Origin of the sequence: Salmonella sp. 5800, from assembly GCF_046558195.1 — a bacterium.
In the GTDB taxonomy this organism is placed as follows: domain Bacteria; phylum Pseudomonadota; class Gammaproteobacteria; order Enterobacterales; family Enterobacteriaceae; genus Salmonella; species Salmonella enterica.
In genome coordinates this window covers 1-15890 of record NZ_JBGDOX010000005.1, presented here as the reverse complement: position 1 = coordinate 15890, position 15890 = coordinate 1, and the positions used below count along the sequence as shown (strand labels likewise).

General features: G+C 54.5%; 16 protein-coding genes and 1 pseudogene. 9 read left to right on the top strand and 8 right to left on the bottom strand.

Features of this window, described 5'->3' with window-relative positions; translation table 11 throughout:
- Positions 1 to 16 precede the first annotated feature (16 nt).
- Positions 17 to 835: a pyridoxal phosphatase gene (locus ACLJZ5_RS11200; RefSeq protein ID WP_031617835.1), complete on the top strand. Its 819-nt coding sequence runs from the start codon at positions 17 to 19 to the stop codon at positions 833 to 835.
- Here ACLJZ5_RS11200 and modC read toward each other — a convergent pair whose 3' ends face one another.
- From modC to ACLJZ5_RS11180, 4 genes are all read right to left on the bottom strand, one after another.
- Entirely contained in the window at positions 836 to 1894 is a 1059-nt protein-coding gene (modC, locus tag ACLJZ5_RS11195) for a molybdenum ABC transporter ATP-binding protein ModC (protein ID WP_000891710.1), read from the bottom strand. It abuts the gene before it with no gap.
- A gap of 2 nt (positions 1895 to 1896) precedes the next feature.
- The gene (gene modB, locus ACLJZ5_RS11190) at positions 1897 to 2586 is read right to left on the bottom strand and encodes a molybdate ABC transporter permease subunit (RefSeq protein ID WP_000604026.1); all 690 of its coding nucleotides are present in this window, start codon (positions 2584 to 2586) and stop codon (positions 1897 to 1899) included.
- On the bottom strand, positions 2586 to 3359 hold the full coding sequence (gene modA, locus ACLJZ5_RS11185) for a molybdate ABC transporter substrate-binding protein (protein ID WP_000951416.1): 774 nt from the start codon (positions 3357 to 3359) through the stop codon (positions 2586 to 2588). Before modA ends, modB begins: the two co-directional genes overlap by 1 nt.
- 166 nt (positions 3360 to 3525) lie before the next feature.
- Positions 3526 to 3675: an AcrZ family multidrug efflux pump-associated protein gene (locus ACLJZ5_RS11180; RefSeq protein WP_000891513.1), complete on the bottom strand. Its 150-nt coding sequence runs from the start codon at positions 3673 to 3675 to the stop codon at positions 3526 to 3528.
- A 128-nt stretch (positions 3676 to 3803) separates the two neighbouring features.
- Between ACLJZ5_RS11180 and modE the strand changes: the two genes are divergently transcribed.
- The 8 genes from modE (at position 3804) to gpmA (ending at position 12671) form a co-directional block, all read left to right on the top strand.
- The gene (modE, locus tag ACLJZ5_RS11175; RefSeq protein WP_024797884.1) at positions 3804 to 4592 is read left to right on the top strand and encodes a molybdenum-dependent transcriptional regulator; all 789 of its coding nucleotides are present in this window, start codon (positions 3804 to 3806) and stop codon (positions 4590 to 4592) included.
- Positions 4593 to 4659: 67 nt separating this feature from the next.
- The gene (modF, locus tag ACLJZ5_RS11170) at positions 4660 to 6135 is read left to right on the top strand and encodes a molybdate ABC transporter ATP-binding protein ModF (RefSeq protein ID WP_024797883.1); all 1476 of its coding nucleotides are present in this window, start codon (positions 4660 to 4662) and stop codon (positions 6133 to 6135) included.
- 170 nt (positions 6136 to 6305) lie between these two features.
- Positions 6306 to 7214, top strand: coding sequence for a DUF2167 domain-containing protein (locus ACLJZ5_RS11165; RefSeq protein WP_023203950.1), 909 nt, complete (start codon positions 6306 to 6308; stop codon positions 7212 to 7214).
- Between the two features lie 222 nt (positions 7215 to 7436).
- Positions 7437 to 8453, top strand: a complete 1017-nt coding sequence (galE, locus tag ACLJZ5_RS11160; protein WP_001265465.1) for a UDP-glucose 4-epimerase GalE — start codon at positions 7437 to 7439, stop codon at positions 8451 to 8453.
- 10 nt (positions 8454 to 8463) lie between these two features.
- Positions 8464 to 9510 (top strand): galactose-1-phosphate uridylyltransferase, encoded by a 1047-nt coding sequence (gene galT, locus ACLJZ5_RS11155; RefSeq protein ID WP_000187471.1) that lies wholly within the window; start codon positions 8464 to 8466, stop codon positions 9508 to 9510.
- Between the two features lie 2 nt (positions 9511 to 9512).
- Positions 9513 to 10661, top strand: a complete 1149-nt coding sequence (gene galK, locus ACLJZ5_RS11150; protein ID WP_023230573.1) for a galactokinase — start codon at positions 9513 to 9515, stop codon at positions 10659 to 10661.
- Complete coding sequence (galM, locus tag ACLJZ5_RS11145; RefSeq protein ID WP_024797882.1) at positions 10655 to 11695, top strand: galactose-1-epimerase; 1041 nt, start codon at positions 10655 to 10657, stop codon at positions 11693 to 11695. Before galK ends, galM begins: the two co-directional genes overlap by 7 nt.
- A gap of 223 nt (positions 11696 to 11918) precedes the next feature.
- Entirely contained in the window at positions 11919 to 12671 is a 753-nt protein-coding gene (gene gpmA / locus ACLJZ5_RS11140) for a 2,3-diphosphoglycerate-dependent phosphoglycerate mutase (protein WP_000301556.1), read from the top strand.
- Positions 12672 to 12761: 90 nt separating this feature from the next.
- Here the strand turns inward: gpmA and ACLJZ5_RS11135 are convergent, their stop codons facing one another.
- The 4 genes and pseudogenes from ACLJZ5_RS11135 to ACLJZ5_RS11120 all read right to left on the bottom strand — a co-directional run.
- On the bottom strand, positions 12762 to 13538 hold the full coding sequence (locus ACLJZ5_RS11135; RefSeq protein WP_021000081.1) for an ABC transporter ATP-binding protein: 777 nt from the start codon (positions 13536 to 13538) through the stop codon (positions 12762 to 12764).
- Complete coding sequence (locus ACLJZ5_RS11130; protein ID WP_024797881.1) at positions 13538 to 14617, bottom strand: FecCD family ABC transporter permease; 1080 nt, start codon at positions 14615 to 14617, stop codon at positions 13538 to 13540. Before ACLJZ5_RS11130 ends, ACLJZ5_RS11135 begins: the two co-directional genes overlap by 1 nt.
- Before the next feature lie 379 nt (positions 14618 to 14996).
- Entirely contained in the window at positions 14997 to 15695 is a 699-nt protein-coding gene (locus ACLJZ5_RS11125) for a triphosphoribosyl-dephospho-CoA synthase (RefSeq protein WP_001005993.1), read from the bottom strand.
- 118 nt (positions 15696 to 15813) lie between these two features.
- Positions 15814 to 15890 (bottom strand): annotated as a pseudogene (locus tag ACLJZ5_RS11120) (oxaloacetate decarboxylase beta chain); the annotation flags it as partial.

Genomic DNA, 15890 nt, shown 5'->3' with positions numbered 1-15890 from the left:
TAATCTGGAAAAAATTATGACTGCACGCGTGATTGCCCTCGATTTAGACGGAACGTTATTAACCCCGCATAAAACCTTACTCCCCTCCTCGCTTGACGCGCTATCACGCGCCAAAGAGGCGGGCTTTCAACTTATCATTGTCACTGGTCGCCATCACGTTGCTATTCATCCTTTTTATCAGGCGCTGGCGCTGGATACACCTGCTATTTGCTGCAACGGCACCTATTTGTATGATTATCAAGCTAAAACTGTCCTGGATGCCGATCCTATGCCCGTGGATAAGGCGTTGCAGTTGATTGATTTACTGGATGAGCATCAGATTCACGGCCTGATGTATGTTGATGACGCTATGCTTTACGAACACCCAACCGGTCACGTCGTGCGTACCTCCCGGTGGGCGCAGACCTTGCCGCCGGAGCAACGTCCGACCTTTGCACAGGTCTCTTCGTTGGCGCAGGCGGCGCGCGACGTGAATGCCGTGTGGAAGTTTGCGCTTACCGATGAAGATATTCCCAGGCTACAGCGGTTCGGTCAGCATGTTGAACAGGCGCTTGGCCTGGAGTGCGAATGGTCATGGCACGATCAGGTGGATATCGCGCGCAAAGGCAACAGTAAAGGCAAGCGCCTTACCCAGTGGATAGAAGCGCAGGGAGGGTCAATGAAAAATGTGATCGCTTTCGGCGATAACTACAACGACATCAGTATGCTGGAGGCGGCAGGCACCGGCGTTGCGATGGGCAACGCCGATGAGGCGGTGAAAGCGCGCGCTGACGTTGTGATCGGCGATAACACTACCGATAGCATCGCCAAATTTATTTACACCCACCTGCTATAGTCAGGCGGTGATAGAAACGCTTTTCACCTGCGCGTAAAGCCACAGGCCAGGCTTGATATTCAGCTCATCCCTGGCCCACGGGCTTATTCGCGCCCACAGCGTTCTGCCGCCTATCTCAAGCTGGACTTCCACCTGTCCGTTATCGTCATAACAATTCGCCACTTTTGCCCGCAATACGTTGCGGATACTGGTCTGCTGCGGCGGCTGTAGTACCAGCGAGACATCCGACGCCTGTATGCGAATACGCAGTGTGGATTGCAGCGGCTGATTGAGTTTATTTACCCACAGGTGCTGGTCGCCAAGCGCCAGAGCGGTCATGGCATAATGCGGGTGATGCTCCAGCACGCTGACTTTCAGAATACTGCTCTGTTGCTCTTTCGGCAGCCACGGGTGCATAACGCTGCTTCCCCAGACTTCTTCCAGCGGGCCAAACGCTTTAACCTGTCCATCCTCCAGCACCATGACTTTATCCGCCAGGTGGAGAATTTCATCGAGAGAATGGCTGACATACAGCATGGGAATATTGATTTCTCGCGCCAGCCGTTGCAGGTACGGCAGTAATTCGCGTTTACGCGGGATATCCAGCGAGGCCAACGGTTCGTCCAACAGCAGCAACTCCGGGGCGGTGAGCAATGCCCGGCCTATCGCTACGCGCTGTTTTTCTCCGCCGGACAAGCTCCCCGGCAGGCGATCAAGCAACGCTTCAATTCCCAGCAGCGACACCAGCTTATCAAACTGACCGGTCATGCTTTTCGCCATGCCGTAGCGCAAATTGCCGCGTACTTTGTAATGGGGGAACAGGCGCGCATCCTGGAAAACATAACCGATGCGGCGCTTTTCCGGCGTTAAACAGATACCGTTTTCCGCGTCATGCAACACCCGGCCATTCAGCGCGATGCGTCCTTTTTGCGGGCGAGTCAAACCACTGATGGCATTAATCAGCGAAGTTTTTCCCGCGCCGGAGACGCCAAAGATAGCCGTGATCCCACTGGCTGGCAGCGTTTCGTTGAGGGTTAAACAGTGCGTTCCCAGCGTCTGAGAAAAATTAAGCTCCAGCATGGTTAGCGCCCCGTCCGTTCACGGCTAATCCGCGCCAGCCATTCAGAAATCAACAGCGAAATCAGCGCTAATACAATCGAAATCACGCACAGCCTCGCCGCCGCGCTCTCCCCGCCCGGCGTCTGGATCAAGGTATACATGGCGGAAGGTATGGTGCGGGTTTCGCCCGGAATATTGGAAACAAAGGTAATGGTCGCGCCAAATTCGCCAAGCGAACGGGCAAACGCCAGCACCGTACCGACAATAATGCCCGGCAGGGTAAGCGGTAAGGTGATAGTCAGAAAAACGCGCCAGCGCCCGGCGCCCAGCGTTCTGGCGGCCTGTTCAAGCTTGATATCCACCCCCTCCAGCGCCAGCCGAATAGCCCGCACCATCAGAGGGAAAGACATCACTGCCGCCGCCAGCACGGCGCCGCGCCAGCTAAAGGCAAACGTGAGACCGAACCAGTCATACAGCCACTGGCCAATAAATCCGCGTCGCCCCATCGACACCAGCAGCAGATAGCCGACCACCACCGGCGGCAGCACCAGCGGCAGATGCAGGACACTATCAAGTAAGGCTTTGCCCGGAAACCGGCATCGCACCAGTAACCAGGCAAAAAAGATCCCAAACGGCAGGCTAAACAGCACGGCCAGGGAAGACACTTTCAGGCTAAGAAGGACAGCCTGCCATTCTGGATCGGTCAGTATCATTACTTCGTCGTAAATCCATAACGTTTAAAGATTGCCGAGGCCTGCGGTCCTTTCAGGTAATCATAGAACGCGCTGACGGTCGCATTTTTATGCCCCTCCACGATAGCGATGGGGTATTCCACTTTTTTATGTGAATCTTCCGGGAACGTCGCCACCACGTTGACCCCCTTGCTGGCGACCGCATCAGAACCGTATACAATGCCCAAAGGCGCTTCGTTACGTTCGACCAGCGCCAACGCACCGCGCACATCCTCGCCCGGCGCCAGTTTCGGTTCAAGCGTTTGCCATGCGCCCAACTTTTGCAGCGCTTCTTTGGCATAAATTCCCGCCGGTACGTGTTGCGGATCGCCCACCGCCAGACGCCCGCCGTTCAGCAGACGAATCCAGTCCGTTTTGTTGTCGATGGTAAACGGTTTTTGCTCACTGGCTTTCGGCGCCACCACTACCAGGCTATTGCCAAGCAATGTTTCGCGCGTCGTGGTATCCACCGCTTTTTTATCGGCTGCGTAATCCATCCATTTCTGGTCAGCAGAGATGAACAGATCCGCCGGCGCGCCCGCTTCTATCTGGCGCGCCAGCGTTGAAGAGGAGGCGAATGAGGAAACCACATCCACATTTTTCTCTTTTTTATATTCTGCCGCAATGTCTTGCATCGCGTTCGTTAGCGACGCGGCGGCGAATACGGTGATCTTGCCTTCATCCGCCAGCGCATGACCAGCGATGACGAAAGATAATGTCGCCCCTGCGACCAGGCGTAACCAGGAATGCGCCATCTGTAACTCCTTGTGCGTTTCGTTATGTAAACGACAATATAACGATAATCTCAGGGGTTTCCCAGCGGTTATTCATACCCATTAACGATTAAACACAGAAAATATCGGCAGGAAAAGCAGGATCTTGAGTAACAAAAACGCCCGACTGAGCGGGCGTTTGGGGAAATCAGCGGTTCTGTCTGGACTGGTCTTTCTGACCGATACCGGAAAAAATGTTGAACACCTCACCCAGACCGTAAATCAGACCGAGGATGATGGCCATCACTACCGGTACCATGATGACGGCGAATACCAGACTTTTTAATAACTCTAACATGGGCAACTCCAGATATAGTCCTTTTTGTATTTTAACCGCATCACACAGAAAAGCACTCCCCTTTTGTGCGGTCGGCTTTGCGCTGACGCGCTTTTCAGTCACAATAGTCTTTTTACCAGGAGCTGGTTATGCAGGCCGAAATCCTTCTTACCCTGAAACTTCAGCAAAAGCTTTTTGCCGATCCCCGACGTATCTCTCTGCTGAAACACATTGCGCTTTCCGGCTCGATTAGTCAGGGCGCGAAAGACGCGGGAATCAGCTATAAGAGCGCCTGGGATGCGATAAACGACATGAACCAGCTTAGCGAACATATGCTGGTTGAACGCGCAACGGGCGGCAAAGGCGGCGGCGGCGCGGTATTAACCCGCTATGGTCAGCGTCTGATCCAGCTTTACGATTTGCTGGGCCAAATTCAGCAAAAAGCGTTCGATGTGTTAAGCGACGATGACGCCCTGCCGCTTGACAGTCTGCTGGCCGCTATCTCCCGCTTTTCACTGCAAACCAGCGCCCGAAATCAGTGGTTCGGCACCATTACCGCCCGCGATCGCGATCAGGTACAACAGCATGTCGACGTGCTGCTGGCCGACGGCAAAACGCGGCTCAAAGTCGCGCTGACGGCGCAAAGCGGCGAGCGTCTCGGCCTGGAGGAAGGTAAAGAAGTGCTGATCCTGCTAAAAGCGCCGTGGGTTGGCATTACCCGGGATGCAGCCGTTGCGCGCGCCGCTGACAATCAGTTGTCGGGAACGATCAGCCATATCGAGCGCGGCGCGGAACAGTGTGAAGTGTTGATGGCGCTGCCGGACGGCCAGACGCTGTGCGCCACGATACCGACTACGGATGCCGCCACGTTAAAGGAAGGCGATGACGTGATTGCCTGGTTTAATGCGGACAGAGTGATTATTGCAACGTTGTGCTAAGCACATTGACATCCGTTGCCGAAAGACGTATCCCTGTCATTCATCGCTGCAAAAAATGGGATGCAAAATGTCATCGTTGCAAATTTCGCAAGGCACGTTTCGTCTGAGCGATACAAAAACACTTCATCTGGATTCGCTGACGCTCAATGCGGGCGATAGCTGGGCATTCGTTGGGGCTAACGGGAGCGGGAAGTCGGCGCTCGCCCGTGCGCTGGCGGGTGAACTGCCGTTATTAACAGGCGAGCGCCAGTGTCGGTTTACCCGCATTACTCGTCTGTCCTTTGAACAATTGCAAAAGCTGGTCAGCGATGAGTGGCAACGTAATAACACCGATATGCTCAGTCCTGGCGAAGACGATACCGGGCGCACTACCGCGGAAATTATTCAGGATGAAGTTAACCATCCTGCCCGCTGTGCAATGCTGGCGCAGCAGTTCGGCATTTTCGCTTTACTCGACAGGCGTTTTAAATACCTTTCTACCGGCGAGACGCGAAAAGCGCTGCTGTGTCAGGCGCTGATGTCTGAGCCAGAGTTATTGATCCTTGATGAACCGTTCGACGGGCTTGACGTGACCGCCCGTCAACAACTGGCGCAACGCCTGACGGCGTTGAACCAGGCGGGCATTACCCTGGCGCTGGTACTCAACCGTTTTGATGAAATCCCGGACTTCGTGCAGTTTGCCGGGGTGCTTGCCGACTGTACGCTGGCGGAGACCGGAACGACGGCAGAGTTGCTGCAACGGGCGTTGGTTGCTCAACTCGCGCACAGCGAGCGTCTGACCGACGTACAATTACCCGAACCGGACGAACCTTCCGCCCGCCATGCGTTACCCGATGGCGAACCACGGATCGTACTTAACGATGGCGTAGTCTCGTATAACGATCGCCCTATCCTCCACCACCTAAGCTGGCGAGTCAATCCGGGCGAACACTGGCAGATCGTCGGTCCTAACGGAGCGGGTAAGTCTACGTTGCTTAGCCTTATTACTGGCGATCATCCGCAAGGCTACAGCAACGATCTTACGCTGTTCGGGCGGCGGCGAGGAAGCGGCGAAACAATCTGGGATATCAAAAAACATATCGGCTACGTCAGCAGCAGTTTACATCTGGATTACCGCGTCAGTACCACGGTACGCAATGTCATTCTCTCCGGCTATTTCGATTCTATCGGCATTTACCAGGCCGTTTCAGACAGGCAACGAAAACTGGCGCAACAGTGGCTGGATATTCTGGGAATCGATAAGCGTACGGCGGATGCCCCCTTCCACAGTCTCTCCTGGGGACAGCAGCGGCTGGCGCTGATCGTGCGCGCGCTGGTTAAGCATCCGACAGTGTTGATTCTGGATGAGCCGCTGCAAGGGTTGGATCCGCTGAACCGCCAACTGGTACGCCGTTTTGTAGATGTATTAATTCGCCAGGGAGAGACCCAACTGCTGTTCGTTTCCCATCATGCAGAGGATGCGCCTGCCTGTATTACCCACCGGCTGGAATTTGTACCAGAGGGCGAACGTTATAAGTACGTTTCCGGACGATGCAATAATTAAATGTATTATCAGAATGGCGCCGCGCGCCATTCTGGAACCGCTCTCCTTTTATTAAGAATAATAATAACGGTCGATAAGCTTACTATCTCTTGAATCGCTGACCGCCTCATTGTCATAATAATCCTGAAATTTTCGACAATGATGTCGTATGTGAATATAAGGGATTTATTATGGCTTTTCGTTTTCCACAAATAATACTATTTTTACTGGCAGCCATGTTATTTTGCCCCGGCAGTTATGCTGAGCAAAAGCCGACCGCTGCGCAGGAAGCACGTAAAACCGCCGTTGAGGTCGCTGTTGAAGGCATGAGTCGCGCCGCCGTTGCGGGTCCGACAAAGATTAGTTTAGGTGATAAAGCCACGCTTAATCTACCGGAAGGATTTACCTGGATACCCGCAAAAGAAGCGGCGGTATTTATGCGTGAAATTGGTAACTATGTTGACGATGAATATTTTTACGGTCTCGTATTTAAAAAGGAAATGAATGGATTTATTTCTATCGAATATGATGATTCTGGTTATGTAAAAGATGATGATGCAAAAAACTGGGATGCCGATGAATTAATGGATAACCTGCGCAAAGGCACAAAAGAAGCGAATAAAGATCGTATTGCAAAAGGCATTGAGCCGATAGAAATTATTGGCTGGATCGAGAAGCCTACCTACGATGCAACCAATCATCGTCTGATCTGGTCCGCCGCCATCCAGGATATCGGCACCAACGAACCACTGAATGAACAAGGCGTGAACTACAACACCTATCTGCTGGGACGTGAAGGCTATTTTTCTTTAAATCTGGTGACCGACAGAGGTTCTGTTGACCACGAAATCCCTCTGGCGAAAAGAATTCTCAGTTCCGTCAAGTTCAACCCGGGACAACGCTACGCTGACTTCAACGAATCAACGGACAAAATAGCGGAGTATGGGCTCGCCGCGCTGATTGGCGGTATCGCGGCCAAGAAAGTAGGGCTGCTTGCTATGCTCGGTATCGCGTTACTTAAATTCTGGAAAGTGACCGCCATCGGCGTCGTCGCTGTCGGGGCGCTCGCCAGGAAGCTACTCTCGCGTAAAAAAGACTGACAGCTCCTGCCCCGTCCGTTTCATTCCCAGGCGCGTAACGCGCCTTTTTTTCGGATAAAAAGCAGAAGCATTCTCAAGCCAGATGATTTGTAATCATTTAATTGATATAAATGCGTAAAATCACCAGCGTGTAAACGATTCCACTAATTTATTACATGTCACACTTTTCGCATCTTTGTTATGCTATGGTTATTCCATACCATAGGCTTAACGGAGCGAATTATGAGAGTATTGGTTACAGGTGGTAGCGGTTACATTGGAAGTCATACCTGCGTACAATTGCTGCAAAATGGTCATGACGTCGTCATCCTCGATAACCTCTGCAACAGCAAGCGCAGCGTGCTGCCCGTTATTGAACGTCTGGGCGGTAAGCACCCGACCTTTGTCGAAGGCGATATTCGCAACGAAGCGCTTATAACCGAAATTCTGCACGATCACGCGATTGATACCGTGATTCACTTTGCCGGCCTGAAAGCCGTCGGCGAATCGGTCGCCAGACCGCTGGAGTACTATGACAACAACGTCAACGGTACGCTGCGGTTGGTCAGCGCCATGCGTGCGGCCAACGTTAAAAACCTTATTTTTAGCTCCTCTGCCACCGTTTATGGCGATCAGCCCAAAATTCCTTACGTCGAAAGTTTTCCTACCGGCACGCCGCAAAGCCCCTACGGCAAAAGTAAATTGATGGTAGAACAGATCCTCACCGATCTGCAAAAAGCCCAGCCGGAGTGGAGTATTGCGCTGCTGCGTTATTTCAACCCGGTCGGCGCGCACCCGTCGGGCGACATGGGAGAAGATCCGCAAGGTATTCCGAATAACCTGATGCCCTATATCGCCCAGGTCGCCGTGGGGCGTCGCGAATCGCTCGCCGTTTTCGGCAACGATTACCCGACCGAGGATGGCACCGGCGTACGCGATTACATTCACGTTATGGACTTAGCCGACGGGCACGTCGTGGCGATGGAAAAACTGGCGGACAAATCCGGCGTACATATTTATAACCTCGGCGCGGGTGTCGGCAGTAGCGTCCTGGATGTGGTCAACGCCTTTAGTAAAGCCTGCGGTAAACCCATTAATTACCACTTCGCGCCGCGTCGCGACGGCGATCTCCCGGCGTATTGGGCGGATGCCAGCAAAGCCGATCGCGAGCTGAACTGGCGCGTCACCCGCACGCTTGACGAAATGGCGCAGGACACCTGGCACTGGCAGTCACGCCATCCGCAGGGATACCCAGATTAAGGACGTTGTTATGACCCCATTTAATCCCATCGATCATCCGCATCGCCGTTATAACCCGCTTACCGGCCAGTGGGTTCTGGTTTCGCCGCATCGCGCAAAACGCCCCTGGCAGGGGGCGCAGGAAACGCCGTCTCAGCAAATGCTGCCGGCCCACGATCCGGACTGCTTCCTGTGTGCGGGCAATACGCGTGTCACCGGCGATAAAAATCCCGATTACAAAGGGACTTACGTCTTTACTAACGATTTCGCGGCGCTGATGGCCGACACGCCGGATGCGCCGGACAGCCACGATCCGCTGATGCGCTGTCAGAGCGCGCGCGGCACCAGCCGCGTGATCTGCTTTTCTCCCGATCACAGTAAAACGCTGCCGGAGTTGAGCCTGCCCGCGCTGACGGAAATCGTCAGAACCTGGCAAACGCAGACCGCCGAGTTAGGCAAAACCTATCCGTGGGTGCAGGTCTTTGAAAATAAAGGCGCGGCGATGGGCTGTTCGAACCCGCATCCGCATGGACAGGTCTGGGCCAACAGCTTCCTGCCGAATGAGGCCGAACGCGAAGATCGTTTACAAAAAGCCTATTTCGCCGAACAGCGTTCGCCAATGCTGGTGGATTATGTCCAGCGGGAACTGGCGGACGGCAGCCGCACCGTGGTCGAAACCGAACACTGGCTGGCGGTGGTGCCTTACTGGGCGGCGTGGCCGTTCGAAACGCTACTGTTACCCAAAACGCATGTCCTGCGCATTACCGATTTAAACGACGAGCAGCGCGACTCTCTGGCGCTGGCGTTGAAAAAGCTGACCAGTCGTTATGACAACCTGTTCCAGTGTTCCTTCCCCTACTCAATGGGCTGGCACGGCGCGCCGTTTAACGGTGAAGAAAACGCACACTGGCAGTTGCACGCGCACTTTTATCCGCCGCTGCTGCGCTCTGCGACCGTCCGCAAATTTATGGTCGGCTATGAAATGCTGGCGGAAACCCAGCGTGATTTAACCGCAGAACAAGCGGCTGAACGCCTGCGCGCGGTCAGCGACATCCATTTTCGCGAATCCGGAGTATAAAAATGAATCTGAAAGAGAAAACGCGCGCGCTGTTTGCTGAAATTTTCGGCTACCCTGCCACCCACACGATTCAGGCGCCAGGCCGCGTCAATCTGATCGGCGAGCACACTGATTACAATGATGGTTTTGTTCTGCCCTGTGCTATCGATTACCAGACCGTAATTAGCTGTGCGCCGCGCGACGATCGTACCGTACGGGTGATTGCCGCCGATTACGACAATCAGGCGGACGAATTTTCACTGGATGTGCCGATCGTGACCCACGATAGCCAGCAATGGTCTAACTATGTGCGCGGCGTAGTGAAACACCTGCAACAGCGTAACAACGCGTTTGGCGGCGTGGATATGGTCATCAGCGGCAATGTGCCGCAGGGCGCCGGGTTAAGCTCCTCCGCCTCGCTGGAAGTGGCGGTGGGCACCGTCTTCCAGCAGCTTTATCACCTGCCGCTGGACGGCGCGCAAATTGCGCTCAACGGACAAGAGGCCGAGAACCAGTTTGTCGGCTGTAACTGCGGCATTATGGATCAGCTCATCTCTGCGCTCGGCAAAAAAGATCATGCGCTGCTGATTGATTGCCGTACGCTCGGCGCCAAAGCGGTTTCCATGCCGAAAGGTGTCGCCGTGGTGATCATCAATAGTAACTTTAAGCGCACGCTGGTGGGCAGCGAGTATAATACCCGCCGTGAACAGTGCGAAACCGGCGCCCGTTTCTTCCAGCAGCCGGCCCTGCGCGATGTCAGCCTTGAGGCGTTCAATGCCGTTGCCAGCGAACTGGACCCGGTAGTCGCAAAACGCGTTCGCCATGTATTGAGCGAAAATGCGCGCACCGTTGAAGCGGCAAGCGCGCTGGAGAAAGGTGATTTGCAACGTATGGGCCAACTGATGGCGGAGTCCCATGCCTCAATGCGCGATGATTTCGAAATTACCGTCCCGCAGATAGACACGCTGGTAGACATTGTCAAAGCGACCATCGGCGATCAAGGCGGCGTGCGCATGACCGGCGGCGGCTTCGGCGGCTGTGTTGTCGCGCTGATCCCGGAAGATCTGGTTCCCGCTGTGCAGCAGGCCGTTGCGCAACAGTACGAAGCGAAAACCGGAATCAAAGAAACCTTTTATGTATGCAAACCGTCACAAGGAGCAGGACAGTGCTAAATGAAACGCCCGCACTGGCCCCCGATGGTCAACCGTACCGCCTGCTAACCCTGCGCAACAGCGCAGGGATGGTGGTAACGCTGATGGACTGGGGAGCCACTCTTCTTTCCGCCCGTATTCCGCTGTCTGACGGCAGCGTTCGGGAAGCATTGCTGGGCTGCGCCAGCCCGGAACACTACCCTGAACAGACGTCATTCCTCGGCGCCTCTATTGGCCGTTACGCGAACCGTATCGCCAATAGCCGCTATACGTTTGCCGGCGAAACCGTACAGTTAAGCCCAAGCCAGGGCGAGAACCAGCTACACGGCGGACCGGAAGGCTTTGACAAGCGCCGCTGGCAAATTGTGAACCAGAACGATCGCCAGGTATTATTCGCGCTCACCTCTGATGACGGCGACCAGGGCTTTCCTGGCCATCTTTGCGCCACGGCGCAATATCGTCTGACCGATGACAATAGAATATCCATCACCTACCGGGCGACGGTCGATAAACCCTGTCCGGTGAATTTGACCAACCACGTCTATTTTAATCTGGACGGCGATCGGACCGACGTGCGCCAACATAAGCTGCAAATTCTGGCGGATGAGTATCTGCCGGTAGATGAATCCGGTATTCCACGCCAGGGGCTAAAATCGGTATCCAATACCTCGTTTGACTTCCGAATGCCAAAAGTCATTGCCAGCGAGTTTCTCGCCGATGACGATCAGCGCAAGGTTAAAGGCTACGACCATGCTTTCCTGCTACAGACGCAGGGTGATGGCAAAAAGCCGGCGGCCCGTCTGTGGTCACAGGATGGAAAGCTACAAATGATGGTTTACACCACCGCCCCGGCGCTACAGTTTTATTCCGGCAATTATCTGGCGGGTACGCCTTCCCGCGGGCCGGAACCTTATGCCGACTGGCAAGGGCTGGCGCTGGAAAGCGAACTGCTGCCGGACAGCCCGAATCATCCTGAATGGCCGCAGCCTGACTGTATCCTTCGCCCTGGCGAGGAGTACGCCAGCCTGACCGAGTATCAGTTTATTCCGTTCTAACGATATGCCGCTACATGCCCGATGACGCAAGCTTATCGGGCCTACGCGCCATTGCCCTGCTCAAACCTCCACCACTTAAAGACAAAATCGCAACTCTGAGTTCACAAGAACCTTACACTGCGCCACTATTTTCGCTATGGTTATGCGTAAGCATTGCCGCCAACACCTCGCGGCAATATAATGAGAATTATTATCATTACATATGATTTATAGGAGTGAGAGTATGGCTGTAACTAAGCTGGTTCTGGTACGTCACGGTGAAAGTCAATGGAACAAAGAGAACCGTTTCACCGGCTGGTATGATGTTGACCTGTCTGAAAAAGGCGTAAGCGAAGCAAAAGCAGCAGGTAAACTGCTAAAAGAAGAAGGTTTCAGCTTTGATTTTGCCTACACTTCCGTACTGAAACGCGCTATCCATACGCTGTGGAACGTACTGGATGAACTGGATCAGGCGTGGCTGCCGGTGGAAAAATCCTGGAAACTCAACGAACGTCACTATGGCGCGTTGCAGGGGCTGAATAAAGCGGAAACGGCCGAAAAATATGGTGACGAGCAGGTTAAGCAGTGGCGCCGCGGTTTTGCCGTAACGCCGCCGGAACTAACCAAAGATGATGAGCGTTATCCGGGTCACGATCCACGTTATGCCAAACTGAGCGAGAAAGAGCTGCCGTTGACCGAAAGTCTGGCGCTGACCATCGACCGCGTTATTCCTTACTGGAACGACACCATCCTGCCGCGTATGAAGAGCGGTGAGCGCGTGATCATCGCCGCTCACGGTAACTCATTGCGTGCGCTGGTGAAATACCTGGATAACATGAGTGAAGATGAGATTCTTGAATTAAACATCCCGACCGGCGTGCCGCTGGTGTATGAGTTCGACGAAAACTTCAAGCCGCTCAAACATTACTATCTGGGCAACGCTGACGAAATCGCCGCGAAAGCGGCTGCCGTGGCGAATCAGGGTAAAGCGAAGTAATCACCTTTGCCGGATGGCGGTATAGCTGCCTTATCCGGCCTACGAGCAATGGGTAGGCCGGATAAGCGCAGCGCCATCAGGCAATACGTCTTAAACAGCGATCACGCCGTCCAGCACCACCTGCAATTTCCCCTGCGAACAGCGCTCCACGCGTCCTCGTACCCGGTACACTTCAGCCAGACGCTCCGCAGTAATCACCGTCTCCGGCGCGCCGCTGGCGACCAGCCTGCCGTCTTTTAGCATCAGGACATGGTCACCATGACGCAGTGCAATATTAATGTCATGCGCCACGACTATCGTTACCCTATTTTGCGCCTGGGTATCCCGACGCACGAGATCCATTACGTGAAACTGATAGTTTAAATCCAGCGCGCTGAGCGGCTCATCCAGCAACAGAAGTTCAGGGCGACGAATCAGTGATTGCGCCAGACCCACTAACTGCCGCTGACCGCCGGAAAGCTGGTCGAGATACTGCAACGCCAGATGCGTTATGCCCAATTGCTCAAGGATAGCCAGTATCTGCGATCTGCCCTGCGCATTGTCTCTGCCGCCTGATGCCCGTAGTACCACGATAATCGACTCCAGTACATGCAGATGTACACCCTGCGGTAATGACTGCGGCAAAAATACAACTTTCTGCGCCCGCTCGGCAAACGATAACGACATGAGATCTTCGCCATCAAGCAGCGCCTCGCCGTCGGCGTTATTCAGCCCGGCCAGCGAACGTAGTAACGTCGATTTACCACAGCCGTTCGGCCCCAGCAAAATGGTAATTTTCCCGCGCGGCAGTAAGGGAACGTTGAGATCTGCAATAACCGGCTGAGTGGAATAGCCGGCGCTAAATGAGCGGAGCATTAACCCGCGCATCAGAGACTCCCCCGATGTCGCAATACAATGCTTAAAAAGAACGGAACCCCGACCAGCGAGGTGACAATCCCCACCGGCACCACGACGCCCGGAATACTATTTTTCGCCGCAATAGAGGCCAGCGATAACACCAGCCCGCCTATCAGCACGCTGCCCGGAAGGTAGAAACGGTGATCTTCCCCCAAAAGTATTCGCGCAATATGCGGCGCAACGAGACCAATAAAACCAATCGGCCCGACGAAAGCTACCGCCAGCGCTGATAACAAGCTGATACGCAACAATGACAGCAGGCGTAAACGGCGGACATGAATCCCAAAGCTCATCGCCCTCTCTTCGCCCAGACGTAATGCCGTGAGTTGCCAGGCGCTTCGTAACGCGCAAAAAAGCACAGCAATAAACACCACGGCCAGTACGCCCAATTTTTCCCACGACGCGCGGACCAGGCTCCCCATCGTCCAGAATACCAGCCCCTGCAGCGTATCTTCATCAGCCACAAACTGCATAATGGCGACCAACGCGTTAAAGGTGAATACCAACGCAATACCGAACAACACCACTCCGGATGCGGCGACGCCTGTCCAACGGGTAATACCGTCCAGGAGTAACGCGGATAAAAGCGCAAAGATGAACGCATTGGCCGGGATAAACCAGGCGGCAGGAATACCGGGAATACCGATCCCCAACACAATCGCCAGCGCAGCGCCAAAAGCCGCCGCGGACGATACGCCGAGGGTAAACGGTGTCGCCAGCGGATTATTTAAAATGGTTTGCATTTCGGCGCCCGCTAACCCTAACGCCATGCCTACCAGCAGCGCCATCAGGGCATAGGGTAAGCGGATATCCCAGACAATAACGTGTATGCCAGCATTCACCTTTTCCGGCTGGAAAAGCGCCTGCCACAGCGCACTGAGCGGTAAACCAGAAGACCCACAGGTTACATCCACCATCAGTGAAGCCATCATCGCCAGCGCAATAGCTAACATGAGCACGGCCCGTTTGCGTATGAGCTGGCGATAGCGCGGAATGACGGGCGTGGAAGCGAGAGCGGGGGCTAAAAGTGATTTGTCCTGACAGGTCATGATTCGGGCTACGTTATTAATCAGAGGAGAATTATAGCGCCGAATTATTTCGTTATATATTTATTTATATTTCGATTGATGACACGGTGGCCTATCTCACCGGTTTCCAATAAATATCCTCCGGCATAGCCCTGTCTCTTGATCAGATCTCCTGATCAAGAGACAGGGCCTGGCTGGGGGTTTTCCATAGACAAAAAAAGCGTGGAGCCATCCACGCTTGAGGCTGCTGACAACGTGTAACCAGGTGGCAATGTTCCAACCACGGACTTACAAAAAGTACGTAATCTGTTGATATTCTCATTTCGTAAGTCAGGCAAAGCGCCAGCTGCCTCTCGCAGAAATGCCAACACAACAGATAATTGTCAGCAGTCCTCATTTTTCAGTCAGCAAATATCGGTCCGGCAGGGAATTTCGCCAGAAACCCGGTGACGGCCAGCAGCGACCATAGCCCGGGCCACTCAATCTGGCGCTCCCGCAGTTCATCATCCAGCGTCATAAGCGCAAACTCACCTTTATCGCCCAGCACGCCGCCCTGCCAGAGCAGCCGCTGCGCCTGCTGCCGCGCCCAGGGAGAATCGCTCTTCCAGGCCAGCAGGTGCAGCAGAGCCTGCTGCAGACAGACACCGTGAGAATGTTGATCCCGCAACAGCCGCCGGTAAACCGGCAGCGATATGCTGCGCACGGTATAAAAACCGCTGCGGGTTTCGCTGTCAACATCTGCCATGCCAGCACAGAACTGACTGGCCAGGTCACATAAACGATTGTGCGTCAGCGGCTGGCGCAGGGCATCCAGACGACCTGCTGCGGCACACAGCAGCCCGCTCCTTTGCCGTTCTTGTGGCAGCGAATCAGGCAAAACCGCTACCGTTTCAGCCGCCCCGGCCTGCGCATGCTGTACGCCCGCGTCATAACAACGGACAAAGAAATCATGGCTGCCACGGACGATTGACGGGTGCGCCAGCAGATTCAGCGCCGGGTGCAGTTGTTCAAGCTCGTCCAGTGACGCCAGCGTATAATTGACAACCACATCTTTTGTCGATGCCCGGCCTTCCGGACGAAATGCTATGGTTTCATTCATTAAAGTCTCCTTATGGGACATTCCCGGAGGCGATGCTGCGCATCTGTTCGGGCTACAGATCCATGCAATCCGGTAGCCCGGACAGGCGCAACGCGCCGCCTCCGGGAAAGGTACCGGTTTACATCGCCAGCACGTACTTGAGCATCACGCCCGCCGCAATGGCCGAGCCAATCACCCCGGCCACGTTCGGGCCCA

Coding starts and splice junctions, on each gene's coding strand:
- ACLJZ5_RS11200 (WP_031617835.1), top strand. CDS start 17: ATGACTGCACGCGTGATTGCCCTCGATTTAGACGGAACGTTATTAACC.
- modC (WP_000891710.1), bottom strand. CDS start 1,894: ATGCTGGAGCTTAATTTTTCTCAGACGCTGGGAACGCACTGTTTAACC.
- modB (WP_000604026.1), bottom strand. CDS start 2,586: ATGATACTGACCGATCCAGAATGGCAGGCTGTCCTTCTTAGCCTGAAA.
- modA (WP_000951416.1), bottom strand. CDS start 3,359: ATGGCGCATTCCTGGTTACGCCTGGTCGCAGGGGCGACATTATCTTTC.
- ACLJZ5_RS11180 (WP_000891513.1), bottom strand. CDS start 3,675: ATGTTAGAGTTATTAAAAAGTCTGGTATTCGCCGTCATCATGGTACCG.
- modE (WP_024797884.1), top strand. CDS start 3,804: ATGCAGGCCGAAATCCTTCTTACCCTGAAACTTCAGCAAAAGCTTTTT.
- modF (WP_024797883.1), top strand. CDS start 4,660: ATGTCATCGTTGCAAATTTCGCAAGGCACGTTTCGTCTGAGCGATACA.
- ACLJZ5_RS11165 (WP_023203950.1), top strand. CDS start 6,306: ATGGCTTTTCGTTTTCCACAAATAATACTATTTTTACTGGCAGCCATG.
- galE (WP_001265465.1), top strand. CDS start 7,437: ATGAGAGTATTGGTTACAGGTGGTAGCGGTTACATTGGAAGTCATACC.
- galT (WP_000187471.1), top strand. CDS start 8,464: ATGACCCCATTTAATCCCATCGATCATCCGCATCGCCGTTATAACCCG.
- galK (WP_023230573.1), top strand. CDS start 9,513: ATGAATCTGAAAGAGAAAACGCGCGCGCTGTTTGCTGAAATTTTCGGC.
- gpmA (WP_000301556.1), top strand. CDS start 11,919: ATGGCTGTAACTAAGCTGGTTCTGGTACGTCACGGTGAAAGTCAATGG.
- ACLJZ5_RS11135 (WP_021000081.1), bottom strand. CDS start 13,538: ATGCGCGGGTTAATGCTCCGCTCATTTAGCGCCGGCTATTCCACTCAG.
- ACLJZ5_RS11130 (WP_024797881.1), bottom strand. CDS start 14,617: ATGACCTGTCAGGACAAATCACTTTTAGCCCCCGCTCTCGCTTCCACG.
- ACLJZ5_RS11125 (WP_001005993.1), bottom strand. CDS start 15,695: ATGAATGAAACCATAGCATTTCGTCCGGAAGGCCGGGCATCGACAAAA.